This window comes from Agrobacterium genomosp. 13 str. CFBP 6927, from assembly GCA_900012615.1.
Lineage (GTDB): Bacteria > Pseudomonadota > Alphaproteobacteria > Rhizobiales > Rhizobiaceae > Agrobacterium.
In genome coordinates this window covers 142,091-169,007 of record LT009757.1, presented here as the reverse complement: position 1 = coordinate 169,007, position 26,917 = coordinate 142,091, and the positions used below count along the sequence as shown (strand labels likewise).

Annotated in this window: 26 protein-coding genes; 19 read left to right on the top strand and 7 right to left on the bottom strand. The window is 56.5% G+C overall.

Annotated features, from left to right (window positions below):
* Nucleotide 1 precedes the first annotated feature (1 nt).
* The 6 genes from AGR13A_RS15185 to AGR13A_RS15155 all read left to right on the top strand — a co-directional run bounded on the left by AGR13A_RS15185 (nucleotide 2) and on the right by AGR13A_RS15155 (nucleotide 6,601).
* Nucleotides 2-1,699, top strand: coding sequence for an ATP-binding protein (locus AGR13A_RS15185; RefSeq protein WP_080837124.1), 1,698 nt, complete (start codon nucleotides 2-4; stop codon nucleotides 1,697-1,699).
* A gap of 611 nt (nucleotides 1,700-2,310) precedes the next feature.
* Nucleotides 2,311-3,123, top strand: a complete 813-nt coding sequence (locus tag AGR13A_RS15175) for an SDR family oxidoreductase (protein ID WP_080837120.1) — start codon at nucleotides 2,311-2,313, stop codon at nucleotides 3,121-3,123.
* Between the two features lie 72 nt (nucleotides 3,124-3,195).
* A complete protein-coding gene (locus tag AGR13A_RS15170; protein WP_080837117.1) occupies nucleotides 3,196-3,723 on the top strand; it encodes a nuclear transport factor 2 family protein in 528 nt (175 codons plus the stop codon).
* 72 nt (nucleotides 3,724-3,795) lie between these two features.
* The gene (locus AGR13A_RS15165; protein ID WP_080837115.1) at nucleotides 3,796-4,644 is read left to right on the top strand and encodes an oxidoreductase; all 849 of its coding nucleotides are present in this window, start codon (nucleotides 3,796-3,798) and stop codon (nucleotides 4,642-4,644) included.
* Between the two features lie 362 nt (nucleotides 4,645-5,006).
* Nucleotides 5,007-5,930 (top strand): XdhC family protein, encoded by a 924-nt coding sequence (locus AGR13A_RS15160; RefSeq protein WP_080840209.1) that lies wholly within the window; start codon nucleotides 5,007-5,009, stop codon nucleotides 5,928-5,930.
* Between the two features lie 38 nt (nucleotides 5,931-5,968).
* Entirely contained in the window at nucleotides 5,969-6,601 is a 633-nt protein-coding gene (locus AGR13A_RS15155) for a nucleotidyltransferase family protein (protein WP_080837113.1), read from the top strand.
* 917 nt (nucleotides 6,602-7,518) lie between these two features.
* Here the strand turns inward: AGR13A_RS15155 and AGR13A_RS15145 are convergent.
* Nucleotides 7,519-7,941 (bottom strand): DUF4174 domain-containing protein, encoded by a 423-nt coding sequence (locus tag AGR13A_RS15145; protein ID WP_080837110.1) that lies wholly within the window; start codon nucleotides 7,939-7,941, stop codon nucleotides 7,519-7,521.
* Nucleotides 7,942-8,433: 492 nt separating this feature from the next.
* Between AGR13A_RS15145 and AGR13A_RS15135 the strand changes: the two genes are divergently transcribed.
* The gene (locus AGR13A_RS15135) at nucleotides 8,434-9,204 is read left to right on the top strand and encodes a hypothetical protein (RefSeq protein WP_139786071.1); all 771 of its coding nucleotides are present in this window, start codon (nucleotides 8,434-8,436) and stop codon (nucleotides 9,202-9,204) included.
* Here the strand turns inward: AGR13A_RS15135 and AGR13A_RS15130 are convergent.
* Nucleotides 9,177-9,401, bottom strand: a complete 225-nt coding sequence (locus AGR13A_RS15130) for a hypothetical protein (protein WP_080837104.1) — start codon at nucleotides 9,399-9,401, stop codon at nucleotides 9,177-9,179. The genes AGR13A_RS15135 and AGR13A_RS15130 overlap by 28 nt on opposite strands.
* 910 nt (nucleotides 9,402-10,311) lie before the next feature.
* Between AGR13A_RS15130 and AGR13A_RS15120 the strand changes: the two genes are divergently transcribed.
* From AGR13A_RS15120 to AGR13A_RS15100, 5 genes are all read left to right on the top strand, one after another.
* Nucleotides 10,312-10,713 carry a MarR family winged helix-turn-helix transcriptional regulator gene (locus AGR13A_RS15120; protein ID WP_035228191.1) on the top strand — a complete coding sequence of 134 codons (402 nt, stop codon included), beginning with the start codon at nucleotides 10,312-10,314 and terminating at the stop codon, nucleotides 10,711-10,713.
* Between the two features lie 90 nt (nucleotides 10,714-10,803).
* On the top strand, nucleotides 10,804-12,099 hold the full coding sequence (locus tag AGR13A_RS15115) for an MFS transporter (protein WP_035228188.1): 1,296 nt from the start codon (nucleotides 10,804-10,806) through the stop codon (nucleotides 12,097-12,099).
* Between the two features lie 303 nt (nucleotides 12,100-12,402).
* Nucleotides 12,403-13,101, top strand: coding sequence for an OmpW/AlkL family protein (locus tag AGR13A_RS15110; protein ID WP_080837101.1), 699 nt, complete (start codon nucleotides 12,403-12,405; stop codon nucleotides 13,099-13,101).
* Nucleotides 13,102-13,308: 207 nt separating this feature from the next.
* Entirely contained in the window at nucleotides 13,309-13,752 is a 444-nt protein-coding gene (locus AGR13A_RS15105) for a glyoxalase superfamily protein (RefSeq protein ID WP_080837100.1), read from the top strand.
* A 231-nt stretch (nucleotides 13,753-13,983) separates the two neighbouring features.
* Nucleotides 13,984-15,090 carry an acyltransferase family protein gene (locus AGR13A_RS15100; RefSeq protein ID WP_080837097.1) on the top strand — a complete coding sequence of 369 codons (1,107 nt, stop codon included), beginning with the start codon at nucleotides 13,984-13,986 and terminating at the stop codon, nucleotides 15,088-15,090.
* A 47-nt stretch (nucleotides 15,091-15,137) separates the two neighbouring features.
* Here the strand turns inward: AGR13A_RS15100 and AGR13A_RS15095 are convergent, their stop codons facing one another.
* From AGR13A_RS15095 to ugpB, 4 genes are all read right to left on the bottom strand, one after another.
* Complete coding sequence (locus AGR13A_RS15095; protein WP_080837096.1) at nucleotides 15,138-16,199, bottom strand: sn-glycerol-3-phosphate import ATP-binding protein UgpC; 1,062 nt, start codon at nucleotides 16,197-16,199, stop codon at nucleotides 15,138-15,140.
* On the bottom strand, nucleotides 16,199-17,047 hold the full coding sequence (gene ugpE, locus AGR13A_RS15090) for a sn-glycerol-3-phosphate ABC transporter permease UgpE (protein ID WP_080837094.1): 849 nt from the start codon (nucleotides 17,045-17,047) through the stop codon (nucleotides 16,199-16,201). The genes AGR13A_RS15095 and ugpE overlap by 1 nt, the downstream gene beginning before the upstream one ends.
* Nucleotides 17,048-17,057: 10 nt before the next feature.
* Nucleotides 17,058-17,939, bottom strand: a complete 882-nt coding sequence (ugpA, locus tag AGR13A_RS15085) for a sn-glycerol-3-phosphate ABC transporter permease UgpA (RefSeq protein WP_035228177.1) — start codon at nucleotides 17,937-17,939, stop codon at nucleotides 17,058-17,060.
* A 68-nt stretch (nucleotides 17,940-18,007) separates the two neighbouring features.
* A complete protein-coding gene (ugpB, locus tag AGR13A_RS15080) occupies nucleotides 18,008-19,318 on the bottom strand; it encodes a sn-glycerol-3-phosphate ABC transporter substrate-binding protein UgpB (RefSeq protein WP_035228176.1) in 1,311 nt (436 codons plus the stop codon).
* Between the two features lie 474 nt (nucleotides 19,319-19,792).
* Between ugpB and AGR13A_RS15075 the strand changes: the two genes are divergently transcribed.
* From AGR13A_RS15075 to AGR13A_RS15065, 3 genes are all read left to right on the top strand, one after another.
* Entirely contained in the window at nucleotides 19,793-20,899 is a 1,107-nt protein-coding gene (locus AGR13A_RS15075) for a CobW family GTP-binding protein (RefSeq protein WP_080837092.1), read from the top strand.
* Nucleotides 20,896-21,171: a hypothetical protein gene (locus AGR13A_RS15070; RefSeq protein ID WP_080837090.1), complete on the top strand. Its 276-nt coding sequence runs from the start codon at nucleotides 20,896-20,898 to the stop codon at nucleotides 21,169-21,171. Before AGR13A_RS15075 ends, AGR13A_RS15070 begins: the two co-directional genes overlap by 4 nt.
* A 97-nt stretch (nucleotides 21,172-21,268) precedes the next feature.
* On the top strand, nucleotides 21,269-21,706 hold the full coding sequence (locus tag AGR13A_RS15065) for a YqaA family protein (protein ID WP_080837088.1): 438 nt from the start codon (nucleotides 21,269-21,271) through the stop codon (nucleotides 21,704-21,706).
* 190 nt (nucleotides 21,707-21,896) lie between these two features.
* Here AGR13A_RS15065 and zigA read toward each other — a convergent pair whose 3' ends face one another.
* Nucleotides 21,897-23,102, bottom strand: coding sequence for a zinc metallochaperone GTPase ZigA (zigA, locus tag AGR13A_RS15060; RefSeq protein ID WP_080837085.1), 1,206 nt, complete (start codon nucleotides 23,100-23,102; stop codon nucleotides 21,897-21,899).
* A 287-nt stretch (nucleotides 23,103-23,389) separates the two neighbouring features.
* Here zigA and aztA point away from each other — a divergent pair, with 287 nt between their 5' ends.
* From aztA to AGR13A_RS15040, 4 genes are all read left to right on the top strand, one after another.
* Nucleotides 23,390-24,217 carry a zinc ABC transporter ATP-binding protein AztA gene (gene aztA, locus AGR13A_RS15055; RefSeq protein ID WP_080837083.1) on the top strand — a complete coding sequence of 276 codons (828 nt, stop codon included), beginning with the start codon at nucleotides 23,390-23,392 and terminating at the stop codon, nucleotides 24,215-24,217.
* Nucleotides 24,210-25,076: a zinc ABC transporter permease AztB gene (aztB, locus tag AGR13A_RS15050; protein WP_080837082.1), complete on the top strand. Its 867-nt coding sequence runs from the start codon at nucleotides 24,210-24,212 to the stop codon at nucleotides 25,074-25,076. Before aztA ends, aztB begins: the two co-directional genes overlap by 8 nt.
* 29 nt (nucleotides 25,077-25,105) lie before the next feature.
* A complete protein-coding gene (gene aztC / locus AGR13A_RS15045) occupies nucleotides 25,106-26,119 on the top strand; it encodes a zinc ABC transporter substrate-binding protein AztC (protein ID WP_080837080.1) in 1,014 nt (337 codons plus the stop codon).
* A 117-nt stretch (nucleotides 26,120-26,236) separates the two neighbouring features.
* A complete protein-coding gene (locus tag AGR13A_RS15040; RefSeq protein ID WP_080837078.1) occupies nucleotides 26,237-26,710 on the top strand; it encodes a ribonuclease H family protein in 474 nt (157 codons plus the stop codon).
* Nucleotides 26,711-26,917 lie beyond the last annotated feature (207 nt).

Here is a 26,917-nt window from a genome sequence, read left to right as displayed (position 1 = left end):
CATGAGAAGCGAAGCAGAATTCGGTGAGGCGATGTCGAAGAATTTGAATGCGAGCCTCCTATCGAAGTTGCGGGATGCAAGTCCGAAAAATTTTAGCCCAAGCGACGTCGTTGATCCGGCAAAATGCGCTGACGTTGACGAGACCGTATCGTCCCCGATGGTGTTAAACGTTAGCCCGGAATACTTCGATTTCGGACCATTTCGACTTTTTCCGCTTGAACGACGCTTGCTTAAAAATGGCATGCCAGTTCAACTCGGTAGTCGCGCGCTGGATATACTCGTTCTGTTGAGCGAACATGCTGGCGGCGTAGTCGCCAAAAAGCGCATCGTTCAAACTGTTTGGCCCGGCATCAATGTCGAAGAAAGCAGCCTACGCGTGCAGGTCGCAAAGCTCCGTAAAGCACTTGGCGAGGGGCAGGAAGGCGCGCGTTACATCGCGAACATTGCTGGACGAGGCTATAGCCTTGTTACGGCCGTTGCAAAAAGCAGTCAGCCCCAGCCAAGACTATTCAACCATATTAGCGTTCAAACCTTACCACGGATCGTCACCCCCGTAGGGCGAGCCAAGGACATTGCTAGAATTAAGGACTTGGTTTCCGCATCAGGATTTGTGACGGTTCACGGCTTTGGCGGTATCGGCAAAACCACGGTGGCAGTCGCTGTAGCGGAAGAGCTCGCTCAGCATTTTACGGATGGGCTGATCTTTGTAGATGTTGGCTCTAGCCGAACGTCTGACGAGATGGAATCCAGCCTCGCGCTCCTGCTCGGCTCGGAAAATCGCGGTTTATGTCGACGGGAAGCGATTTACCATGCGCTTGTAGGCAGACAATTGCTGTTGGTGTTCGATAACTGTGAGCATTTGCTAGATGCCACGACCGACCTCTTGGAGGAAATTCGTCATCGCTTCCCACACCTGGCATTGCTGGTCACGAGCCGTGAGCTACTGAGAGCTCACGGTGAACACGTATATTCACTTCCGCCGCTTGAATTGCCTGCCGACGTGCACACTGTCTCGGCCGAAGAAATTTTGCGTTATCCAAGCGCACAATTATTCATGGAGCGCGCGGTCGCAACCGGATATGAACCGGAGCGCACGGATAAAGAGGCACGTTACGTAGCGAGAATCTGTACTAAGCTCGACGGGTTGCCCCATGCTCTCGAGTTGGTAGCGAGTCGCCTTGTGGTTCACGGTCTTGAGGAAACCGATGCTCTCTGTGCTGCCGGATTAGCACTCTCATGGCATGGCAGGCGGACCGCGGTCCCACGCCAGCAGACATTGATGTCCTCACTCGATTGGGCGTATGAACTTCTGTCCGAAACTGAAAAGGTGGTGTTAAGGCGGGCCTCCGTCTTCCCCGGATTGTTTACGCTTGAGGACCTGTACACGGTGGCCGTGGACGAGACCGCCGTGAGGCAACACGATTGTATCCCAGCTTTTAGCCAATTGGTCGCCAAGTCATTCATCGTCGGCGGCTGCAATGGAACTTTTCGGACGTACCAGATTGTTCGCGCTTACGCTTGGGGAAAGTTGCTGGAGGCAATGGAGGTTGAGTCTGTGACTGAACGCTTCCAACATAACATAACACAAGCCCGCGATTCCTCCGTACCGCATCGTCGGACGGCCCGGTTTGCCAGTGCCGCGGCTCCTCAGTTGTATGAATTCTTCGATGGTCGTCTCAACGAGATTCCCGGCTGGTGATGCTACCACGGTCGGGTCGGCAACTACTTTCGTGAGTATATCGCCAGTACTCAAACGTGATGACTGCGCTTACCGAGCGATTGGTATTTATTTGGCGCTGCCCGAATCCTGCAACGGGCTGAAAAAGTATCTTGGTTTCGGAGTAGCCTGGGAGCAATCTCACTGAGCGTAAATTCACGGGGCTTCACGGAACTAAACTCGGCCACCACCAAAATTTAGCCCATGCTGAGGAAATCGAGGGCTTGAACTGGAGGTTGCATTTTGGACTTGATGGAGCGAGAGAGCTTTGTTTCTCAATTCGTGCGGCTCGTAGTCAAAAGCGTTTAGAGGCCGGGCAACTTTAAAGCGACATCTTCCTTTGCCGCCTTGACGGCTTTGGTAACAACCTTGAAACCCTCCCGTCGCATGGTGGGATGAATATTGCCACGACCGACATCGTGACCCGCAAAAATGTCAGTCGTTTTAGAACTAGGCCCCTTGGTCGGCTCGACCAGCCTTTCATTCCCTAATCGCCCATCGGGGTCACCAAGTTTAACAATGTCATTACTCTCGAGATTCTGAGAGCTGTTCCCCAAGGCGCTTGATTAGATCATTCAAGAAAGGAGACGCGCATGCCGAAAACAATCCTTGTCACTGGAGGGGGGTCGGGCTTCGGAAAAGAAGCGGCAATAGGCATGGCCAAAAATGGCCACAACATCATTGCGACCTGCCAAGTCTCACCGATGGTCACGGCATTGCGAGAAGAGGTCCAGAAACTTAACCTAACTGACAGCATTCGTGTTGAGCGGCTCGACCTTGCCGACCCTTACGATATCCAGCAGGCGCAGAGATGGGATTTCGATATCCTGTGGAACAATGCCGGACAAGGCGAACCAGGACCTGTCTGGGAGATTCCAGTCGACATCGTACGCCGCAACTTCGAGACTAACGTCTTCCTCCCCCTTGTTTTGACCCAAGGCGTCGTCCAGCGATGGGTTCGTGAAGGTAAGCACCATGGAAAGAAGATAGTCTTCACTTCGTCAATGGGTGGCCTTTTCACGCCAGCTAACTGGGGCACCTACGTATCTACAAAACACGCCCTGGAGTCTATCGCTGAAGCACTGCAGCAGGAGCTGGCCGCATACGGCATCAAAGTCCAGACTATCAACCCCGGCGCTTACTATACTGGTTACAACGAAACCATGGCCGACAATCCGTTTCGATGGATGGATGACAGCAAGAACTTTACAAAGCGCGCGGACCTGAGAAAAGGCTTCGACGACTTCTTTGCGACGCCGGAGGGTCGAATGGATGCCAAAGAAATGATCGATCGCATGATCGAAATCGTTCCAGCTGATACTGGAAAATTCCGAAATGTCTGCCCCAAAATCATCGAAGACATGCTCAAGGAACATCAACTCAAGGCCTGGGATAATCAGATTTGACCAAGTAACTAGGGTGGCTGGTTCCGCTCCTCGCTCTGACAACCAAGCAAATTCCTGAGAAGGAATAATGAGATGAGAAACAGAAAATGGCGATCATGCGTCCCCGGATATATCGTTGTCCGGGCGATAGCCGTCCTCATGACGTTGGCAACATCGGGGACATTTCCGGAAGTAGCGCACGCGACTGACCAGTTGGAGAGCAAGCAGATTGTGCAACGTGCATTTGCGGCATGGGCACGTGGAACAGGAAGTCCCTACGACCTTTTGGCCGACGACGTGAACTGGACTATCACCGGTAACTCCCTCGCTTCCAAAAGCTACTCCAGTAAGGCGGCATTCATTGGTGAAGTTATTCGACCGTTCAATGCCCGAATGAGTGTCGGGCTAAGACCCACAATCCGCAACATCTATAGCGAGGGTGATACCGTCATCGTGTTTTTCGACGCGAGTGGGACAGCAAAAGACGGCAAGCCATACGCGAACACCTATGCGTGGTTCCTTGACCTAAACGAAGGAAAAATTGTCAGGGCTTCGGCTTTCTTCGACAGCATTGCTTTTAACGATCTTTGGACAAGGCTTCCCGTCGAGGTCGTGCAGTAGAGCTGACCATCCACTGTGTTTGGTCGACATTGTAACCGCAGGATATCAGTTCAATTCTTTCAGGAGGCGGAGATGAAGACGTGGTTTATTACCGGCGCATCCCGCGGGTTCGGTGCCCGCATCGCAGAACTGGCACTTGAGCGAGGGGACAACGTGGTTGCCACGGCCCGCAATGCCGCTGTACTAACCCAGAAGTTCGGCGAACGGAAAAACTTGATGGCTGCCCCGCTCGATGTCACGAACGAAGATCAAGGACGTCAAGCCGTTGAAGGTGCCGTCGATCGCTTCGGACGGATTGACGTCCTGCTCAACAATGCGGGGTTTGGGTTGCTCGGTGCCGTCGAAGAGGCTTCGTCGGAGGAAGTCGAACGGCTCTATCGGACCAACGTGTTTGGGCTGTTAACGGTCACTCGCGCGGTGCTCCCACAAATGCGCAAGCAGCAATCGGGGCGGATACTCAATATTTCTTCAATCGGAGGTTATCGAGCATCGGCTGGCTTCGGCGTATATTGCTCAACGAAATTTGCTGTGGAGGGTTTGTCTGAAGCCCTGCATGCCGAACTCCTGCCTCTCGGAATATTTGTGACGGTGATTGAGCCTGGCTACTTCCGAACAGATTTCTTGGATTCGTCTTCGCTGTCCGTCAGCAAGACCCGGTTCGCTGACTATGATCAGACGGCAGGGGCTGTCCGAGAACACGCAGCCAACTTGAACCACAGTCAACCGGGCGATCCAGAGAGGTTCGCGCGGCTGGTCGTCGAATTTTCGGATGCGGATGAGCCGCCGGTACGATTGCCAGTCGGAAGTGATACGATTGCCGCCTTGGAGGCGAAACATAAATCCGACGAGCATATTATCGCCAATTGGAGGGACGTGTCGGTGTCGACCGACTTTGACAGTCCATTGTTCAAATCAGCCTAGTCGGCGCGCTATGGTCGGGTGCGTACGACTTACGGTATCTCGACGTGCCGTTAGTGGGGCGCACGGAATAGTTTGCGTGATGGGTTGACCGAGATTCACCGAAGTTCACGACACTTCACGCGCGTAACGTCGCGCCCGATGCCATCTTTAGCTCAATTTTATGAAATCCGGATGAGAAAGCGCGAGCTGGGGCGCTTGCTCCGTTGAGATCGGCGGCACCGAAGCGGTTCTGTTTCATGCCCGTCGCCGAGGCAGGTGTCACTCGTGACTGGAGAGCATTGGCGGCACTCGAGCGTCTTGGCGAATTACGGTCGCGAAGTGTCCAGACTAACCACGAAAGCCTGCGGCGGAAAGATATGACCATGAGTTTCAAAGAACTCTCGATGATGTCTCGGGAGCCTGTCAAAGTGGAAGTGGCAGACGACGATGCTGAAGTCCTCAAATTTGCTGCGGATGCTTTTCGACAGGGCGGCGCTGCGCTTGCGACCCTTGTGGAAATCAGAGGAGGAGCAGCGAGGGCGATCGGTTCACACGTCGCCATTGCTGCTGATGGAAGATTTTGCGGTTGCGTGTCCGGAGGGTGTGTCGAAGCGGTGGTAGCGGCGGAAGCGCTGTTGGCTATTGCGGAGGGAAAAGATCGGCTCATCGAACTGGGGGCAGGCTCACGCTTCTTCGATATTGTCTTACCTTGTGGCGGAGGAATAACGATTGCTATCCATGTACTGCGGGGTGTGTCGCAAATACAGCATGTAGTTCATGCACTCGCGCATAGAAGCCCGGTCGCACTCCGGTACTCATCGCGTGATGCAAGTCTATCCATTGTATCGCCGCCGAGACGAACGTCATGGGGCAACGGTGAACTTGTGAGAGTCTATCGCCCAGCGACACGATTGTTGATTTCAGGAAACGGTGTGGAGGCTCGCGCTGTTAAAGCAGTGGCTGATGCAGCAGGCTTCGACGTAGTGTGGCACCCAGAAGGAAACTTCGATTTTGCAGAAGCCACAGATGCTCATAGCGCGATCGTTCTTCTCCATCACGACATAGAGAAAGAGATTCCAATCTTTAATGCGGTGCTTTACTCGAATGCTTTTTACATCGGAGCGCTGGGGAGCGAGCGTACCCACCGCGAACGCACCCGGCGTCTTTTAATGACCGGGGTGAACAACCAGGAAATTTCTCGGATCAAAGCGCCAATCGGAATTTTTGGTCCTGCGCGTGATGCGAACTCACTCGCACTTTCAATTGTCGCGGACGTCGCAGCAGCACGCTTAGCCTTGGTACCCTAGTCCATTAAACGCTTAGGAAAAGAGCTTGAACTATAAAAATGAGCGGTGAGGAACCAAAAGCATCGAAGGCGGGCGTCGCAATTGTCGTCTTGGCTGCCGGCAGATCGAGCCGGATGGGTCGAGAAGGTTACCACAAACTGCTTGCGGAGTTTGATGGGATACCATTAATCCGTCGCTCGGTAATGATAGGTTTGAAAAGTCGAGCCTCAACAATCGTCGTCGTATCGGGTCATGAACGAAAAAAGATTGAGAGCGCGATTTACGGGTTGCCTATAACCATCGTTTTTAATCCAAACTTCTCTCACGGGTTGGCGTCCTCTCTCGTAACTGCCTGTTCTGAGGCTGCGGTGAGAAATTCCCAAGGCGTTCTCGTAATGCTAGCTGATATGCCAGGCTTGACGGCGCATCACCTCGACACACTGATTTCGGCTTTCCAAGCTGAAAAAGGAAGATCAATCGTACGCGCGATCTGCGGCGAAACTCCTGGAAATCCAGTTGTAATTCCCCACGCACTACTTCCTATGATTATGAGCCTTCGAGGGGATGCTGGCGCTCGTACCTTAATCGAGGCATCGAAATTACCCGTTTTGGGCGTTGAGATTGGTCCCTCGGCCCTCTTAGATGTTGATACCTTTGCACAAGTAGCGGCAGCTGGGGGCAGATTCGTTTAACGCTAATCGGCTGTGGTCAGACGTTTGCTCGATTAAACACCGCCTGCAGACCATCCTTTCCAAGAGAAGCTCCATCCCTCGACAGTCGCTAGCCCTAAATTTTAGCGACCCGTTGCCTTGAGCCTTGCTGCCTATGCCGACCGGGCGAAATGATGGGCAATAAAGCTTCACGGTGTTTCTCGACGATTAACTACCGGAACAAGCCGCAAAAGGTCACAATCAGCCGTATCGGGGGTTCGGTAGTGCGTTTGCCCTCGTGTAGTTGCGTATCAATTTGCAGCGCTCCGACAGCCGCATAACATCATCAACGAGTGAGGTGTGTCATGAGGAAATTAATCGCAGTCGCCATCGCGTGTTTTTCGGTCGATGGCCTCGTTACACAAGCGAAAGCCAATCTTGAGCCAATTCCGGGTAGCATCACTTACGGTGGTCAGCCAAACAACGTGCTCAGTAGGTCACCAATTGGAAGTACATTCTCCCACAGCTTTTACGACGCTATGCACAGGGAAGTGCATGAGACCTATCGGCTAAATGCCGACCGAACACTGGAAATAAGAAATCGACACTATCGTAACAACAATTAGACCAGAACCCGAGGTTTCAATCTCGCCTTGCCAAATCGCCATGTACGCCAGCTAGGCATAGTAGCTTTACTCGCTGTTCGTGAGACGCGATTGCCAGTGTCGAATTTATATTGATCGTCACACCTGTCGCTCCATAGCGAATAAGATCGCAGTGGGGCGACGGCGTGAGTGCTTCAAGTGTAAATGATTCAAATAACCCTCTTTTGGAGAAGGGCTAATAAGTCTCAATCGATCTGATGATCGTGATAATAAATGATGCCCTCCAAGGACCTTTACGGCAGCTGGATGAAGTTTCGGTTGTCGACGGCCTTGACTTATCGCGTCCTGGCGAACTTAGCCTTTCTCTGCTCTGCGCATCGGCATGCTGTCGATAAGGTCGAAGATTTCGATATTCTCGACGATGCGTTTACTGCGGAGCTTTACGCTACCGTCCTTGCCCAAGAGGACTACTTGGAAAGGCCCGTCACTTACATCAGCGTCTTTCCTGATCGCGGCAGCATCCAGTCTAAGATTGTCACCGTCGCCGTAGACGGCGCGAGCCTCGCCGCCCGAGACCCGAATAATAAACATATCACGGTCTGTAAGTTCGTTCTCCTGACTAGCGAGGAGAGCGATCTGTTGGTCTAATTTAGGGTCTTCCGGATTTCCGAATACGACGACGACGCGGTTCTTCCACTCGAGCGCAGCGAGACTATCCATGGCGATTACCTTCGAGGATGCGAGTGCGACTATCGCCGCGGCGAGCAGTCTAATCATGTTGAGGTCTCTTCCATCGTTCACGAGATAACGGGCAAACAGCAAAATAGTTCGTCACGACACTCACCACTGTTACACTGCAATGCGCGTTGAGCACTTTAGCCAGAAAGTCTACTGAAGGATTTTAATTAGTCGGCAAAGTCGTCCAGATGCCTCCCGGAGAAGCTGATGACGGCAAACAGGTCGGTGAGGGATACGGCATGTCAACTTCCTGGATGAAGCAGGCGATAAACTCGCTCGCGCGCGGGGAGAGAATTTTCGTTAATCCTTTTTATGGCGGGAAGGCACTGGCTTGCCTGATTGAGGACCTCGATAATGGAGAGGTCCCGAAGAATTCTGACATCTTGTTTTTGATGACGGGTGGAGGGCCTGGGGTGTTTGCTTATGTGGACGCTCTCGAAACTTGATGATCGGCGTCCGCGTCCGTTAAATCAATTTTTAGGGCGCACATTTTAAGCCATCGCTGTATAAATAATTCACGGGGTCAGCGAGTTGTATTATCCAACAGTTGCAGAGGCTTTTACATCTGGAGTTCAGACGCGTGTAGTTATTTCCGACGATATGATCTCCTGGTGGGGGGAGCGTTTCAAAAAGCACGAGTTCCTTCCTAAAGACGTAGGAATGTTTCTCACAGACGGGACACCCGGCCAAAAGATGATCACGTTGGACAAATTGGATGTACTCCGCAATTACACGGACATCGAGTTTGAAAGCGCAGATTCGGCATCCAAAATCTTCTTTTCGGGGCGTCGAATGGATTTCGGTAACAGCGTACTTTATCCCGCAACAACAAGCGTTGAGATGGAAATGCAGGGGCGAGGGATAGGTACCACACTGATGGCGAACTGTTTCCGCCTAGCGGTCAAACTGAATCTACGAAGTGTCGAGGTAACCGCCATCGATAGTGGATCATATGTCTGGGCCAAGGCTGGATTTCTTCCAACCGATGAGAGTTGGAACGGTGAGCGCGGGAGACACGCTATCAAGGCTCAACTCAATAAACTAACCAATGTAGACACAAGCGAAGAAAAGACTGCTCGTGAGGCGGTCGAAGACGACGATCCCACATTAATTTGGTCAATCGCAGACCTAGAGAGTACGGTGTCGATTCCAGGCTGTGCTGTTCCAATCAAGCTCAGCAAGGCCTTATTGATCGGAAGCCGTTGCTCCTGGAAAGGGAAATTCGACTTCTATGACGATGAATTCGGTGCAGAACAAAGGGCTCGTGCTCGCAGCTACCTAAAAATCGGCGATTGCTTTTGAAATTCGGCTAGCGCCTGCTCAACTTCTACGCGGTTCAGTTTGAGTTGCTGTGAGATTTCAGCCGCATCAAGCCCGTGCTTTTGATTAAGCCTAAGGACGGTAAACTTCTTCACTTCTGTGATTTTACCCGCGTTGAGCTCATCCTCGCGGTCGACGTCAATCATAACGTCGTCAGTGTCTGGTACAAATTCTGGCATCTTTTTCGCTCCAAATTAGCTCGACTTGAAGGGTTTCGAGATGGACTCACTTTTCACAAATCGAATGCAAGCTACAACCAAGCGGCGTGCCTTTTGTACCATTTTCATAGTACTTTGAATAGTTTTCTTGGGTTCTGGCATTTCGACTAACTGAGTTACTGGGGGTCGATCAACAGCCGCGTCGATAATCTCTGGAAGGAGCTACATGTCGCTGAAGTCCCTGAAAGGACCTGCCCAATGCTGAAGAGCTGGATTACCGTCATACCGGAAATCAAAATGAGTTAGAATGTGATGTCCTCCACAGAGTCCTCCTTGTCAGGATAGACAAGACGACTGGATAGCCATCATCGCGTTTACGCCAAAGCACTTGGGCGTCCTTATCGATCTTTTCGATAAAGAACGCGCAATCGTGCGCAGACCCTATGCGCCATAGATTTGCCCCCCTGCGATGCAGGTTCCACCGCAAATCTAGCCCGCGGGCGATGACGGCTCGGCACTCAGCAGTCTGAACGCTCATTTTGACGGCAACTGTTTCGGCGGTGGCTGTCGGATATTCTTTCATCATGAGGCCGATTTCGTATTGTTCATTTGGGTAAAAATTGACGAGGTGAAATATAAAAGCTAAAAAGCACCGAATAATAATTAATATAATAAAAATATACACTGAGACAGTAGGTGAGGTGATGCTTTGAGTATTTAGTTGGAAGGTGTTTTCCTCGAAAAGTACAATAGAAATATTTCGTTTTTGTGCATTTGATTTGCTGTCGAACGGCAATTTTCGATTTGCACTTGGGATAATCAAAAAATACTAAGGACACTTTTGTGACTCCCGGTCAGAATCCGTGACTCCTTACAATATGTGCCTGATGTCTCTTGCCTCAGATGCATTGCGGGTATATACCCGAAACAAATGTCAAACGATAGCTGCCACTGCATCCTGTTGCGCAAAGCATCCCGCAAGGTCTCGTCCTATTATGACGAGGCCCTGGCGCCGCTTGGCGTCAATATCGGCCAGTTCAGCCTGTTGCGGAATATCAGCCGCATGGCGCCGGTGTCGCTGACGGATCTTGCCGCGCGGGTGGAACTGGATCGCTCCACCGTCGGCCGCAATACCAAGGTGCTGGCCCGCATGGGGCTGGTGGCCATCGGCCATGGTGAGGATCAGCGTGAAGCGATGCTGACCGTGACGGAGGAGGGCCACGCGATCCTGAAGACGGGGGCGCCGCTCTGGGACGGGGTGCAGGATGAGATCGAGGCCCGGCTTGGGCCGGAAAAAACCGCGCAATTGCAGGAACTGCTCGCAGCCCTGTAGTTTTTTGATGATGAAACGGGTATCTGCCCGCAAAATAGGGTATATACCCGTAAAATTTCGGCCGTGGGCCGCTGGAAAAGGATTTTGAACATGCTCTCCACACGCCTCGCCAGCTGGATGGCCGACAGAAATATACATTATGGCTGGCTTGTTGCCGCAACCACCTTTCTGACCATGCTGGCAACCGCCGGGGCGATGGGATCGGCGGGGGTGATGATCCAGCCGCTGCATCAGGAATTCGGCTGGGACATCGCCGATATCTCGTCGGCCATGGCGGTCAGGCTGGTGCTTTTCGGATTGCTCGGGCCTTTCGCCGCTGCCTTCATGAACCATTTCGGCATTCGCCAGGTGGTGTCGACGGCGCTTGCCCTGATCATGGGCGGCATCGTCGCCTCGTTTTTCATGACTGAGGTGTGGCAGTTGCTGCTGCTCTGGGGCGTGGTTATCGGCGTCGGCACCGGCATGACCGCGCTGGTGCTGGGCGCGACCGTGGCGTCACGCTGGTTTTCCAAGCGCCGGGGACTGGTGATCGGTCTGATGACGGCCAGCAATGCGACCGGCCAGCTGGTTTTTCTGCCGTTGCTCGCGGCCTTGACCGAAGCTTATGGCTGGCGCACCGCCCTGACGCTGTCTGTTGCGGTGATTGCTTCTGCCATGGTTCTCGTGCTGCTTTTGATGCGAGACCATCCCGCCGATGTCGGCCTGCCCGCCTATGGCGAGACGGTGGTGGCAAAGCCGCCGCAGCAGGATCACAAGTTCCTTGCAACGCTGGCATCACCGCTTGTAACGCTGAAGAGCGTGTCCGGTAACCCGGTATTCTGGGTGTTGTTCGGCACTTTCTTCGTCTGCGGGCTTTCGACCAACGGCCTTATCCAGACACACTGGATTTCCATCTGTGGCGATTTCGGCATGGCTGCGGTTACGGCGGCCGGCACGCTGGCGGTAATCGGCATTTTCGATTTCTTCGGCACCATATTCGCCGGCTGGCTTTCCGACCGTTTCGATAATCGCTTCCTGCTCTTCTGGTTTTATGGGCTGCGTGGTCTGTCTCTCATCTATCTTTCCTTCTCGGGTTTCAGCTTCGTGGAGCTTTCGGTCTTCGCCGTATTCTACGGGCTGGACTGGGTTGCGACTGTGCCGCCGACAGTGAAGCTTGCCGCCGAGAATTTCGGTCGCGAAAAGGCGGGGCTGGTATTCGGCTGGGTGTTTGCAGGCCACCAGCTGGGGGCGGCTACCGCCGCCTTCGGCGCCGGTTTCTTCAAGAGCGACTTCGACACCTACATGCCCGCGCTCCAGATTGCCGGCCTGATGTGCATGATCGCGGCTGTCTCGGTGCTGCTTCTTAAAAAACCGGGTTCTGCCACTTTGGTGCCGCAGGCAGCCTGAAGGCGAATCCACACAAGCAAGGGGGCCTGTATTCGCAGGCCCTCTTCGTGTTTTCCGGCCGCCGGCGACAATCCATATATTGACCATTGTCATGGCTGTTCGTTGCGCAATTGTCACAATGCACGCCGGCTCGCCGTTCTGGCTCGCCATTGGCCTTTCGGTTTGATCCATCTCAATCCGTTTGCCTCTCCCTTCGCGATAGTGGCCCCAAGCGGTTGCGGCAAGCGAGGATTCGCGAAGGCCCGCCGTCATCAGCCGGTTTGCCGGGCTTGCCCGGCTGCGGCGCGCTATAGGAGAGATGGAATGACGAACAGGACCAAAAAAACCGCCTTGCTTGCCAGTGTCGCGGTTGGCGTCGCGGCCACATTGATGTCGGCCAATGCGATGGCTGCCGATCTTGCAGCGGCAGCACCGGCACCCACCGCCGAAGAGGCGATTGCAGCGGCAAGCCCATGGATGCTGCGCGTGCGCGGCCTTGGTGTCATCACCCATGACAGCGGCAGCGTTGACGGTGTGCCGGGTGCGGGCCTGTCCTATTCGGACACCGTAATCCCCGAACTCGACATCAGCTATTTCTTCACCGAAAACTTTGCCGCCGAGCTTATCCTTGGTACCACCTATGCCAAAATCAATGGCGAAGGTGTGCTGGCCGGCACGCCTGTGGGCAAGACGTGGCTGCTGCCGCCGACGCTGACGCTGCAATATCACTTTACCGACTTCGGCGCCTTCAAGCCCTATATCGGTGCGGGTGTGAACTACTCGCTATTCTACAATCAGTCGGAAAAGCCCGGTTTCAGCAATCTCGACGTCAAGAACAAGCTCGGCGCGGCCGTGCAGGTGGGCTTCGACTATATGCTGGACGAGCATTGGGGCGTGAACTTTGACGTGAAGAAAATCTTCCTGAAAACCGACTGGACGGCGGAACTCGGCGGCACGCCGATCAGCGGCAAGGCAAAGCTCGATCCATGGCTGATCGGCGCGGGTATCACCTACCGCTTCTGATTGCGTGGGTGCCGGGCGCTCCCTTTGACGGGCGGCGCTTTCTGAGCTATAGGGACGGCCACGGGCAAAGAGCCCCGGCCGTCCGCAGGCGCTTGCGCCCCTGGTGAAGCTCTTTCTTTAATAACGGTCATCCCATGTTTTGCATGTCGTCGATGGCAACGCGGACCCCCTTCGGAATAGTCGGCATGCACATGTTGGAGAACCGTTATGAACGTGTCCAAACCGCTTCCCGCACTTGAGGGGCTGAAAGAACAGGCAAAACGCCTACGCGCCGCCCTTGAAGGTGAGGGGCAGGCAATCACCCATTCGAAGGCGCTGGAACTCATCGCCGCGCAATATGGCTTCCGCGACTGGAATACCCTGCACGCCACGGCCGGTAACCGCCCCGCCTTCAACCCCTATCTTCTGGGGTCGCGGGTGGAAGGGTTTTACCTCGGCCAGCCCTTCGTGGCTTCGGTGCTGGGCGTGCAGGCGCTCGGCGGCGATCCCGAACGTTACCGGCTGACCCTGCATCTCGATGATCCCGTGGATGTGGTGAGTTTCGAAAGCTTTTCCGCTTTTCGGCAGCGCGTTCACTGCAACGTCGATACGTCCGGTCGCACGGTGGAGAAAACCTCCAATGGCCGGCCGCAGGTGGAGCTCGTCTGGTAGGGGGGGGCGGGCAGAGTTTGCTTGCTGTCAGCTTTGAAACAGCGCCCCACATCGCTGGCGTCGTCGCGCCGCGTTCCGATTGAGGGTCGGAATGCGGTGTGCCGCAGCTGTTTGGGAGCACAGGCCGTCAAAGAGAGCATGACCTGTTGCAATTCCTGTTTGGGCGGCAGTATAATCAAGTCTACATTGCTGAATATTGTATTTTTATAACAAATTTTGAATGAGGTATTGATGAGCGCGGAGCGCAATCCCGGGCGTTGGATTTACGTCGATTCCATTCGAGGCATAGCGGCTCTGGCGGTGATATACATTCACATTGCCGAAGTCGCCTATAAGAACAGATTTTCGACCTATGTGGTCGAGCATTATCTGTTTTACTTTTTTTCGGAATACTTCGATCTCGGCAAGATCGCCGTCGTTATGTTCTTTGCCGTTTCCGGGTTTGTTATTCCCTTCTCGTTGCTTAAGGCAAACAAGGCGCCCTTGCGCAGCTTTGCGATTTCGCGATTTTTCAGGCTCTACCCCGCTTACTGGGGGTCGATGATCCTTGCTCTGTTGATTATCCCGCAGCTGCGCGGAGATGTCTTCACGCTTAGCCAGATCATTGCCAATGGGACGATGCTGCAACAGTTTCTGGGGCAACAAAATATTCTCGGCGTCTATTGGACGCTGCAGATAGAAATCCTGTTTTATGTCGTCAGCGCCATGCTGTTCTATGTCAGGCTTCTCCATAAGCCGGAGGCGGCAGCGGGTGCTGTGGTGTTCTTCCTGCTCTGCGCCGTCGCCATGGGGGCCGCGCGATATGGTACGGGCATCAAATTGCCGGTCGCCATTCCGCTTGGACTGACCGTCATGTTCTGGGGATTGTTGTGGCGTCACGGCGCGGGTGAAGAAGCGAGCGCGCATATGCGGCGGCTCATCCTTGCCACATCTCTCCTCATCATCTTCACCGTGCCTGTCGTCAGCCTTCTGAGCTATAATGTGGATATGGGGTTCGGTGAGACCTGGTACCGTTATACGATTGCCTATTATGCGGGAATGGCGCTGTCTGCGCTCTTCACGACAAAGCTTCGTATCACGCACCCGGTTTTCGTCTGGCTCGGCGCGATAAGCTATTCCGTGTATCTGCTTGGCCCGGTCGCCCAGCCGATCGTGGAATATGTTCTCCCCTATCGGCAACTGGCTCCCTATCCTGTTCACGTCACCATCATCCTGACCTTCGCCCTGACGGTGATCATGGCTTATGTGAGCTACAGGTTCATCGAGCTGCCGTCACAAAAGCTCGGGAAGAAACTCGCCTCACGCCAGCCCGCTCAAGTGGCGATATCATCAACATGAATACACCGGCATTGCCGCAGGGGGCGGCTATGCCGGTGCGCTCGGTTTCAAATCCGTTTGCCCGACGCGTCGAACAGATGGAAATCCTTTGCCTGGGCGGCGATCCGCAGCGTTTCGCCGATGCGCAGCTGCGAGCGACCGTGAACGCGGAAGACGATGGTGGTGCCGTCTGCGAAGGAGCCATGCACATAGCTCTCCGCTCCCACCAGTTCCACGGCATCCACCTGCACGGTGCCGGTGAAGGTGGCGTCTGCCGGGGCTTCATCGGCAAGGGTGATATCCTCGGGGCGGATGCCGAGTGTGGCGACGCCCTGCGGTAGCGCCGTGGTTCCCTGCACCGACCAGCCGGAAGAGCCGTTTGCCGATGTCGCGCCATGGCTCAGCAGGTTCATGGAAGGTGAACCGATGAAGGTGGCGACAAAGGTGGTCGCGGGTTTTTCGTAAAGCTCGATCGGCGTGCCCATCTGCTCGATGCGGCCGGCATTCAGCACAACCAGCCGGTCGGCCAGCGTCATGGCCTCCATCTGGTCATGGGTGACATAAACGCTGGTCGTGGCGAGCGAACGCTGCAGGCGGCGGATTTCCACCCGCATCTGCACGCGCAGCTTGGCATCGAGGTTGGAGAGCGGTTCGTCGAACAGGAAGGCCGCCGGCTTGCGCACGATGGCGCGGCCCATGGCCACACGCTGGCGCTGGCCGCCGGAAAGCTGGCGCGGCTTGCGCTCCAGGAACTGCTCGATCTCCAGCGCCTTGGCCGCCTCGGTGATGCGCCGTTCGATCTCTTCCTTCGGCGTGTTGCGGTTCTTCAGGCCATAGGCAAGGTTCTGGCGCACCGTCATATGCGGATAAAGCGCATAGTTCTGGAACACCATGGCGATGTCGCGGTCGGAGGGTTCGAGATCGTTGACGACGCGGTCGCCGATGATGATCTGGCCGCCGGATATGCCCTCCAGCCCGGCGATCATGCGCAGCAGGGTGGATTTTCCGCAACCGGAGGGGCCGACGAGCACGATCATTTCGCCGTCGGCGATATCCATCGATACGCCCTTGATGGCCTCGACATTGCCGCCATAAACCTTGCGGACGTCTTTCAGCGCAATTTTTGCCATTACTTCTCGGTCTCCACCAAACCTTTGACGAACCAGCGCTGCATCAGCACCACAACGATAATCGGGGGGATGATGGCGAGGATCGCCGTCACCATCACATAATTCCAGGGCGTCGAAGCGTCGGTGAAATCCACCATGCGCTTGAGGCCGATGATGATCGTGTTCATCTTGGCGTCGTTGGTTACGAGCAGCGGCCAGAGATACTGGGTCCAGCCATAGATGAACAGGATCACGAATAGGGCGGCGATATTGGTTCTCGACAGCGGCAGCAGAATATCGCGCATGAAGCGGAATGGACCGGCATTGTCGATACGCGCCGCCTCGACCAGTTCACCGGGAATGGTCAGGAAGAACTGCCGGAACAGGAAGGTTGCCGTGGCCGACGCCATCAGCGGTAGCGTCAATCCCGCATAGGTGTCGATAAGCCCAAGGTCGACGATGACCTTGTAAGTGGGCAAAATGCGCACTTCCACCGGCAGCATGAGCGTGATGAAGATCATCCAGAAAAAGCCCATGCGGAAGGGAAAGCGGAAGAAAACGATGGCGAAGGCCGACAGGAACGAAATGACGATCTTGCCGATGGCGATGGCGAGCGCCACGACGAAGCTGTTGAACAGCAGCCGCTCGAGGCTGACGCCAACCACTCTTTCGACGCCACCGGCCATGGCGTCGGTGTAATTGGCGCCCAGATGATCGCCGGGCAAAAGCGACATGGGCGGGCGGATGATATCCGTCGACGTCATGGAAGAAGCGACGAAGGTGTAATAGATCGGGAAGGCCACAACGATGATGCCGAGAATGAGCATCAGATGGGCGACCATGCGGGCGACCGGGCGATTTTCAATCATTGTGAAATCCTCAGCCGTAATGCACCCGCTTCTCGACGAAGCGGAACTGGAAGGCGGTGAGCGCAATGACGATCACCATCAGGATGACCGATTGCGCGGCGGAAGAGCCGAGGTTCAGGTTCACGAAGCCATCATTATAGACCTTGTAGACCAGCGTTTCCGTCGCCTTGGCGGGGCCGCCGCCCGTGACGGCATGGATGATGCCGAATGTATCGAAGAAGGCGTAAACCGTGTTGACGACCAGAAGGAAGAAGGTTGTCGGTGCCAGCAGCGGGAAAACGATGGTCCAGAAGCGCCGCGAACCGCGCGCGCCGTCAATGGAGGCCGCCTCCAGCAATGATTTCGGAATTGCCTGCAAGCCTGCGACAAAGAACAGGAAATTATAGCTGATCTGCTTCCACGCAGCGGCGGCCACCACCAGCAGCATGGCCTGATTGCCGTCAAGCAGCGGATCCCACATGATGCCGTTGCGGCGCAGGATATAAGAGAAGGTGCCCATGGCGGGGTTGAACATGAACAGCCACAACATGCCGGCGACGGCAGGCGCCACGGCATAGGGCATGATCATCATGGTGCGGTAAAAGCCCTTGCCGCGCACCACCCGATCCGCCGCCGTCGCCAGAAGCAGCGCCAGCCCCATGGAGACGAGGGCGGTCAGCACGCTGAAGATGACGGTGACGTGCAGGGAGTTGAGATAGCTCTCATCCGACAGCACGGCCGAAAAATTGGCCAGTCCGACGAAGTTGCTGCTCAGCCCGAAGGCGTCCTCGCGCATGGTCGACTGGTAGAGCGCCTGGCTTGCGGGCCAGAAGAAAAAGACCACCGTGAGGATGATCTGCGGTGCGACCAGCAGATAAGGCAGGATCTTGTTGGGGAATACGACGCTTTGCACGGCGATCTCCTGATGACGTGGGAATGCCGCCCGCATCGGATAAGGATGCGGGCGGGGCAGGGGATCGATTAGTTGCCGGCGGCCTGCTTGATGGCTGCGTCACCACGCTCGACGATCTTGTCGAGGGCGGCTTTCGCGTCCTGCTTGCCGGCCAGCATCGCCTCGAACTCTTCGTTCATGATGTCGCGCACCTGCGGCAGGTTCACGAGGCGCACGCCCTTGGAGTTTTCTGTCGGCGGCTTGCCCATCATCTGCAGCAGCGGCGTTTCGCGGGCAGGGTTCTTGTCGTAGAAGCCGGATTTCTTGGTTTCCTCATAGGCCGCGATCGTTACCGGCATGTAGCCGGAGACCTGATGCAGGCGAGACTGGATCTTGGTCTGCGAGAGGAAATGGAAGAATTCGGCAACACCCTTATATTCGGCGTCGCTCTTGCCGCCGAATACCCAGAGGCTGGCGCCGCCGGGAATGGTGTTCTGCGGACCATGGCCTTCATAATAGGGCAACTGGCCAATGCCGTAATTCATGCCGGTCTTGACGATATCGCCGAGACCACCGGAGGATTCGGTCAGGATGCCGCATTCGCCGGACATGAACAGCTGCTTGGCTTCCGAAGTGCGGCCGCCATAACGGAAGGTGCCGTCCTTGGCGAGATCCGCAATCGCCTGGAAATGCTCGACGAAGAGCGGCGCGTTGACCGCAAGCTTCACATCCGTACCACCAAGCCCGTTTTCATTGCTGCCATAGGAGACGTTGTTCCAGGCGGCGAAGTTTTCGGTCTGGATCCAGGTAAGCCAGGTGGAGGTGAAACCGCACTGCGCGGCACCGCTGGTCTTGATCTTCTTGGCGGCTTCGAAAACTTCCGGCCAGGTCTTCGGCGGGTTGGCCGGGTCAAGGCCTGCCTTCTGGAAGGTGTCCTTGTTGTAATAGAGGATCGGCGAGGATGAATTGTAAGGGAAGGACAGCATGGTGCCGTCCGGCTTGGAATAATAGGCGACGATGCCGGCCAGATATTCATCCTTGTTGAAGGTGTAGCCACCTTCCTTCAGCACATCCGCCACTGGCTTGATGGCACCGGCGGCACCCATCATCACGCCGGAACCGGCGTCGAACACCTGAATGATGGCCGGCGGCTGCTTGGCGCGGAATGCGGCAATGCCGGCATTCAGCGTTTCCGGATAGGTGCCCTTGAACACGGGCGTGATCTTGTAGTCTTTCTGGCTTTCGTTGAACTCTTTCGCAAGCGCGTCCACGACTTCGTTATTGGCTCCGGTCATGGCGTGCCACCACTGGATCTCCGTCGCAGCGAAAGCATTCGATGTGACAAAAAACGAAAGCGCGGATGCCGCAGCGAGGCGGTAGCTGAGTTTTTTCAAGGTCATTCCTCCCGTTTTAAAAACAGTAAAAGATACAGCCCCTTATTCCAGCCTATCCTCCTCGACATGGCTGTGGGCGACCCTTTCTGTATTAGCGGCCTGATTTAAAGCGAACTCTAACGAAAATGCAATAGAACGTGGAACGATTAAAACGAAAGTGAACGAAACGGTTTTATTATTCCATTTTTGGCGCGCTTTGGTTTTTTCGTATGCTTGCGGGCGTAGTGTGTCGCAGGGCAAGGGGATTGGTTCCTTAATGCCAGGATCGAGTTTTCTCCTGAAACTCCGGCGCTCCCCCGTTCCTCTGCCAGCGGTGTGAAACCAGCCAGCCCAACTCCTTCGCTGAAAGGCGCCTTCGCGCCACACCGGGCCGGCGACGACAAAAGCACGTAAAATCTTTCTCAGGCATGTTGATATGTTATTACATAACATAGTAAGCCATCATAAGGTTTGCTGGCTGAAGGTGTGGATGTGTTCGGAATGAAACGAAAGAAGGCGGATGCGCTCAGGAGTGATTCGGCCATCACGCAATCCGCAGGAACGGTACCCGTCACCCTGCTCACAGGTTTTCTCGGGGCGGGCAAGACCACGCTTCTGAACGAGCTTCTGAACGAGCCGGCCATGCGCGATGCCGCCGTCATCGTCAACGAGTTCGGTTCGGTGCCCATTGATCACGGCCTGGTCCGCACGGGTTCGGAACGATATTTCAGGACCACGACAGGCTGCATCTGCTGCACCGCCACCAGCGATATCCGAACCTCACTTTACGAGTTGCATCAGGCCTTTCTGGAGGGGGTGACGCCGGAAATATCGCGGGTCGTCATCGAAACCACCGGCCTTGCCGATCCGGCGCCGATCATCAATAGCCTCATTGCCGGCGGCACGCCCGCTATCGGCCTGCGCGACCACATCGTTGCCCGGCACTTTCATCTCTCTGGCGTCGTCACGGCCTTTGACGTCACTTCGGGCCGGATGATGCTCGACAGTTTCATCGAAGGCTGGAAACAGCTCGCCTTCGCCGACCATATCGTCCTGACCAAAACCGATCTTGCCGATGCGACGGCGATGCAGCGAGAGAGCCTCTCCGATCTCAATCCCGCGGCGCGTCTTCATGATCGCAATGCCGGTGATTTCAATCTGCCGTCGCTTTTCGCGCCAGCGGATTATTCATTGCGCGGCAAGCCGGAGGATGTGCCGGGGTGGCTGGCAGCGGACAGGCTGAGCCTGCATGCCGGCCATTGGCACGATATCAACCGGCACGGCGTCGGGGTTGAAGCGTTCGATCTGACATTCGACGGGGCTTTCGATCCGCAGGCGATCGTCACCTTTCTTGAACTGGTCACCAGTAATGTTCACTCCGGTCTCCTGCGGCTCAAGGGAATTTTTGGCGCGACGGATGATCCAGAGCGCCCGGTGGTCGCTCACGCCGTGCAGCACCGGCTTTATCCCCTGACCCGGCTGGCCGGCTGGCCGGACAGCAACCGCTCAACCCGCATTGTCCTGATCGGCATGGATATACCGCAGCAGCCTATCCGCGATCTTTTCGACACATTGGCCTCGCAGGCGAGGCAAAAGGTTTCCCGATGACGGCAACAAATCCGCTTTCCCGCAGCGGCTCGGCGATCGTCGCACAGGCCCGGCTTCTGAAACGTTGGACGCGGGAGCTGCTTCACCTCTCGGCGGATGATATCGTTTCCGTCAGCGAGCTTTCCTGTGCGCTGCCGGATTGCCCACCTGTAGAAACGGTGATCCTCGTTCTGTCCCCATCCGGCCAAAACCGGCAATTGTCTGTTCACAAGGCGCTGCTGGATGTCGCATTTGACGATATTATCCGCGCGGTTGCCGCCAAACCCCGCTAAAGCCGGATGCGGCCAGCGCCACCGTGCTTGACGGCAGCCGCCGTCATCCGGCACTTGGGCGGCGATGACGGGATTCGCAAGTGATGAAGGGTAAGGCATGGCCGATCTTGCGGTATATGCGGGCTTGTTTCTGACGGCTTTTGTTGCGGCGACCATCCTGCCCATGCAGTCGGAGGCGGCACTTGCGGGGCTTATTCTCTTGAAAGCCCAGCCCGTCTGGCTGTTGGTCGCGGTGGCCAGTGCCGGTAATGTCGCCGGCTCCTTTGCCAATTGGCTGCTGGGCCGGGGCATCGAGCGCTTTCGGCACAGGCGCTGGTTTCCCATCGGCGAAGCGGCGCTGCAAAGGGCGCAAAACTGGTACAGGCGTTACGGCAAATGGTCTCTTCTGCTCAGTTGGGCGCCGCTGATCGGCGATCCGCTGACGGTTGCCGCCGGCATCATGAAGGAACCGCTGCCGGTCTTCCTGCTGCTGGTCACCATCGCCAAGGTCGGGCGTTATCTCATTCTGGCGCTGGTCACGCTGAATTTTCTTTAGTGTTTCGCACGAAACGGTGCGGCCGGTTTCTTCTCCCCTGCGGGGAGAGGTGGCCCCAAGGGTCGGATGAGGGGGCAACGCCGGCGATAAACTGCACCCTTGCCCCTTCATCCCGCTGCCGCGACCTTCTCCCCGCCGGGGAGAAGGCGAAAGAGGCATCCGCTCATCTTGATGCGGGCGGTGAGGGCAATCAAGCCGCCTGCCGGTCCCAGCTTGCGAAGGGATCGGGCAGGTGCCGCCATGCATCCGGCGTGAAGGCCTCGGTGTCGATCAGGCAGGCATCGAGCTGGGCGCGGATGCGTGCTTCGCTCATCGGATCGGAACCGATGAAGACGATCTCCTGCCGGCGGTCGCCGAAGACCGGGTCGATATAGGGTTTCATCATGTCGAGGAACTGCTTTTCGCGCGGCCATTGTTCCTTCGGCACGGCAGACCACCACAGGCCCATCCTGCCGGTGCGCACCAATGCGCCGGCCTGGCTGATCTCGCCGACATAACGGGGCCGCGTCGCCAGCCAGAAGAAGCCCTTGGCACGCACCACGCCGGGCCAGGCACGATCGATGAAACGCTGGAACAGCACGGGGTCGAAGGGTTTTTTGGCGCGATAAACGAAGGAGCGGATGCCATATTCCTCGGTTTCGGGAATGTGATCCTTGAAACCGTGCAATTCCTTGAACCACAAAGGGTGTTCTTCGGCCCTGGCGAAATCGAAACGCCCCGTGCCCAGAACCTCCTTCAGCGCCACCTTGCCGAAATCGGCTTCAATCAGTTTCGCATCCGGGTTCAGCCCGACAATGATCTTGCGGGCGGCGTCTCGCTGTTCCGGTGTGGCGGTGCCGATCTTGTTGAGAACGACGACATCGGCAAATTCGATCTGTTCCACCAGAAGGTCGACGATGGTGCGGTTGTCGCCATCACCTGCCGTTTCGCCCCGGTCGGCCAGAAAGTCGGAGGAACCGTAGTCGTTGAGAAGATTGGCGGCATCCACCACCGTCACCATCGTATCCAGCCGCGCAACATCGGACAGGCTGCGGCCGTTCTCATCGCGGAAATCGAAGGTTGCGGCGACCGGAAGCGGCTCGGCAATGCCGGTGGATTCGATCAGCAGATAATCGAAGCGGCCCTGTTCAGCCAGCGCCCGCACCTCCGTCAGCAGGTCGTCGCGCAGCGTGCAACAGATGCAGCCATTGGTCATTTCCACCAATTGCTCCTCGGTGCGCGAAAGATTGGCGCCGCCATCGCGCACCAGTGCGGCGTCGATATTGATCTCGCTCATGTCATTGACGATCAGCGCGACCCGCAGACCATCGCGATTGGCGAGAATATGGTTGAGAAGCGTTGTCTTGCCGGCGCCGAGAAAGCCGGAAAGCACGGTGACGGGAAGTTTTTTCGACATGAAGACCTCGTTTGTCAGCGCGGGTTGCGGGGACGTCCAGGCGGCCCCGGCAGGCGGTTTGGGAGCGACTGGGCATCGCCACAGTGTCTCTCTTGTGTAACGTAATAACATTACATAGGCGTCGCGTGTCAACTGGCTGCCGAAAAATTGCGTGTCGGGTGGAGGTGGCTCGGTGCACCCACCCACCTTTCCTAAAGTTAATGTTATTTCATTACGTATTCGTTTGACGAATGTAATAACATTACATATCAAGGGCCATCAAATGACATCCTGCCCCGGAGGGATCGATGAGCGATCCGTGCCTTGTTTTCAAAAATCTGACGCTTGGATATGCCGGCCGCGCGGCGGTGCATCATCTGGATGGCGATATCGCCAGGGGATCGCTCACTGCGGTCGTCGGCGCCAATGGCTCGGGAAAATCGACGCTGATGAAGGGCATCGCCGGCATTCTGAAGCCGCTCGGCGGCGAGTGCCGGGTGAGTTTAGGCGTTTCCGTCGCTTATCTGCCGCAGCAATCGGAACTCGACCGGTCCTTTCCGGCGCAGGTGCGGGATCTCGTCGCGCTGGGCCTCTGGCCGAAACGCGGCCTGCTCGGCCGCCACCGTGCCGAGGATCGGGCGGCAATGGGCCATGTGTTGGAGGCGGTGGGGCTTTCCGGTTTTGAAAAACGCAATATCGACTCGCTCTCCGGCGGCCAGATGCAGCGCGCCTTGTTCGCCCGCGCCATGTTGCAGGACGCGCAGCTGATCCTGCTGGATGAACCCTTCAACGCCGTTGATGAGCGGACCGTGTCTGACCTGCTGGTTCTGATCAAGGCGTGGGTCGCGGAGGGGCGGACCGTTCTGGCCGTTCTTCATGACCATCAACTGGTCCGGCAGCATTTCCCCCAGACCCTGTTCCTTGCACGAAAGCTCGTTGGACTTGGTCCAACGGCCGATGTGCTGAAGGCGGACAATATCCGGCAGGCGCGGCATTTCCACGAGGCGTGGGAGGAAAATGCGCCCTGGTGCGAACCGGTCGAGACGCCGGCAGCGAGCTTGCTCCACGCAAGTCCACCGGTGCCGCCAGCCCGTTCTCACGCCCATTCCCACGCGAATTCGAATAGCCATGGCTGATATCTTCATCGAACCCTTCATTCAATATGCCTTCATGCAGCGGGCGCTGGCCGGGGCCTTGATTCTGGCCATCAGTTGCGGGCCGGTCGGGGTGTTTCTGATGCTGCGCCGCATGAGCCTGACGGGTGACGCCATGGCTCACGCCATCCTGCCGGGGGCGGCTGTCGGCTTTCTGTTTTATGGCCTGGAAATTCTGCCGATGACCATCGGCGGGCTGGTTGTCGGCCTTCTGGTGGCGCTGGGTGCGGGTGCTGTGTCGCGCTTCACCATCCAGAAGGAAGATGCCTCGCTTGCCGCCTTTTATCTGATTTCGCTGGCGCTCGGCGTGCTGCTCGTCTCGTGGCGCGGCTCCAGCGTCGATCTCATGCACGTGCTGTTCGGCACGGTTCTGGCGCTGAACAACGAGGCGCTCGGCCTGATCGGCGGCATCTGCATCGCCACGCTGCTGGTGATGACGGTGTTCTGGCGGGCGCTTTTGGCGGAATGCCTCGATCCCCTGTTCCTGCGTTCGGTCAGCAACTGGGGCAGTCCGGTGCATTTCCTCTTCCTCGCCATCGTCGTGCTCAATCTGGTCGGTGGCTTTCAGGCGCTCGGAACCCTGCTTTCGGTGGGCCTTATGATGCTGCCCGCGGCAGCCAGCCGCTTCTGGTCCAACCGCGTCGCGCCCATGTGCTTCATTTCGATCGGCATCGGCATGGTGTCCTGCTTTGCCGGCCTGCTTCTGTCCTATCACGCGTCGCTGCCGTCCGGCCCGGCGATCATCCTTTCCGCGGGCGTCATTTATGCGCTCTCCATCCTCGTCGGCACGCGCGGCGTGCTCAGCGATCTTCTCGGTTCCGGCCGCCACAGAACGGCCTGAAAACAGCGTCTGAAAAAGGAGAACCATTCATGTTCAAAACCTTCCGTCTGGCCACCTGCGCCAGCCTTCTTTCCCTCTCCCCGGTCCTGATGGCGCAGGCCTCCGCCGCCGAACTCAAGGTCGTGGCCAGCTTCTCGATCATCGCCGATTTCGCGAAGAACGTCGGTGGTGACCGGGTCGAGATCACCACGCTCGTCGGGCCGGATGGCGATGCGCACGTCTATGAGCCGCGCCCGGCCGATGCCGTCGCCGTCAGCAAGGCGGATGTGGTGCTGGTCAACGGTCTGGAATTCGAAGGCTTCCTGAAGCGGCTGATCGACACCAGCGGCACCAAGGCGCCGGTGGTGGAACTGACCAAGGGCGTGGAACCGCTGAAGCTTTCCGACGAGCCGGCCGGTCACGCCCATCCGGAGGCAGAAGAAGAGGAAGCTCACGACCACAAGGCAGAGGAGGTGGGTCACAAGCACGAATCCGCTGAGGCGCATGACCATGAGGGGCACCACCATCATGGCGAGTTCGATCCGCATGCCTGGCAGTCGATCAAGAATGCGGAAATCTACGTGAAGAACATCGCCGGCGCCTTTTGCGAGGTCGACAAGGCGGGTTGCGCCACTTACACCGCCAATTCGGAAGCCTATGTCGCCAAGCTCACTGCTCTGAACGAGAAGGTGAAGACCGAGATTGCCGCCATTCCGCCGGAGAAACGCGTCATCATCACCTCGCATGATGCCTTCGGTTATTTCGAGCATGCCTATGGCCTCGAATTCCTGGCGCCGGAAGGCGTTTCGACGGAATCAGAAGCATCGGCGGCCGATGTCGCCAAGCTGGTCGACCAGATCAAGCACGACAAGGCCTCGGCAATCTTCGTCGAAAACATCACCAACAAGCGGCTGATCGACCAGATCGCCAGTGAAACCGGTCTGAAGGTCGGCGGTACGCTTTATTCCGACGCGCTTTCCACGGCCGATGGCCCGGCCGCGACCTATATCGACATGATCAACCACAATATCGATACGATCAAGGCGGCTGTCCTCAGCCAGTGATTTCCGTTCATTCATCGTGAGTTAGGGGAGGGTGGCTTGCGCTGCCCTCTCTGCTTTTCGTGTTAAAGCACTAGCGCTCCTTTAGCGATTTTCATATCGGTGCTACAAAGCCCCCTCATGTCCGATGCGCTTCACATCTTCACCGACGGTTCCTTCGATGATGCTTCCCGATCCGGAGGATGGGCGTTCGTCGTTCATGATGCTGGCCATCAAATTCATTCCGCCTCGGGCAGGGCGGTCGGATCATCGAACAATATGTTCGAGGTCCTCGCCGTCCTCAACGCACTATCCTGGATCGCCGCCGATGCGCCAACGCGGGCGGTTACGCTCTGGACGGATTCGGTTCATGTCATCGAAGGCTGCCGTCGATATAGGGCGATCTGGCGTAACAACGGCTGGAAGCGGATCACGCCCAACCAGCGCTCCCGCCGAAGACCGATCCCCGACAGGGAAATCTGGCAGCAGCTCGACAGCCTGCTGGAGCGGCATCCCCATGTGGTTGTAGAATGGTGCAAAGGGCATTCCGGCACTGTCGGCAACGAGCATGCCGATGCTTTGGCGCGTGCAGTTTCCTCCGCGACGGTGACTTAGCCGGCGGCCGTCAGTCGCCGTGATTCGGCGCATTAATCTCTTCACTTCAGCCATCCCCGGTCTCGACCTTTTTCCGTATCGAGCGGTTGCGCCAGTACTCTTTCGCGACGCCGAACGAATGGTGTGCACGCACGGCCGCTTGCCGGTTGACAATCGCCATCCCGTTTGAAATGGTAAGATGTCAGACCAATTTAGAGGATGCGTCTT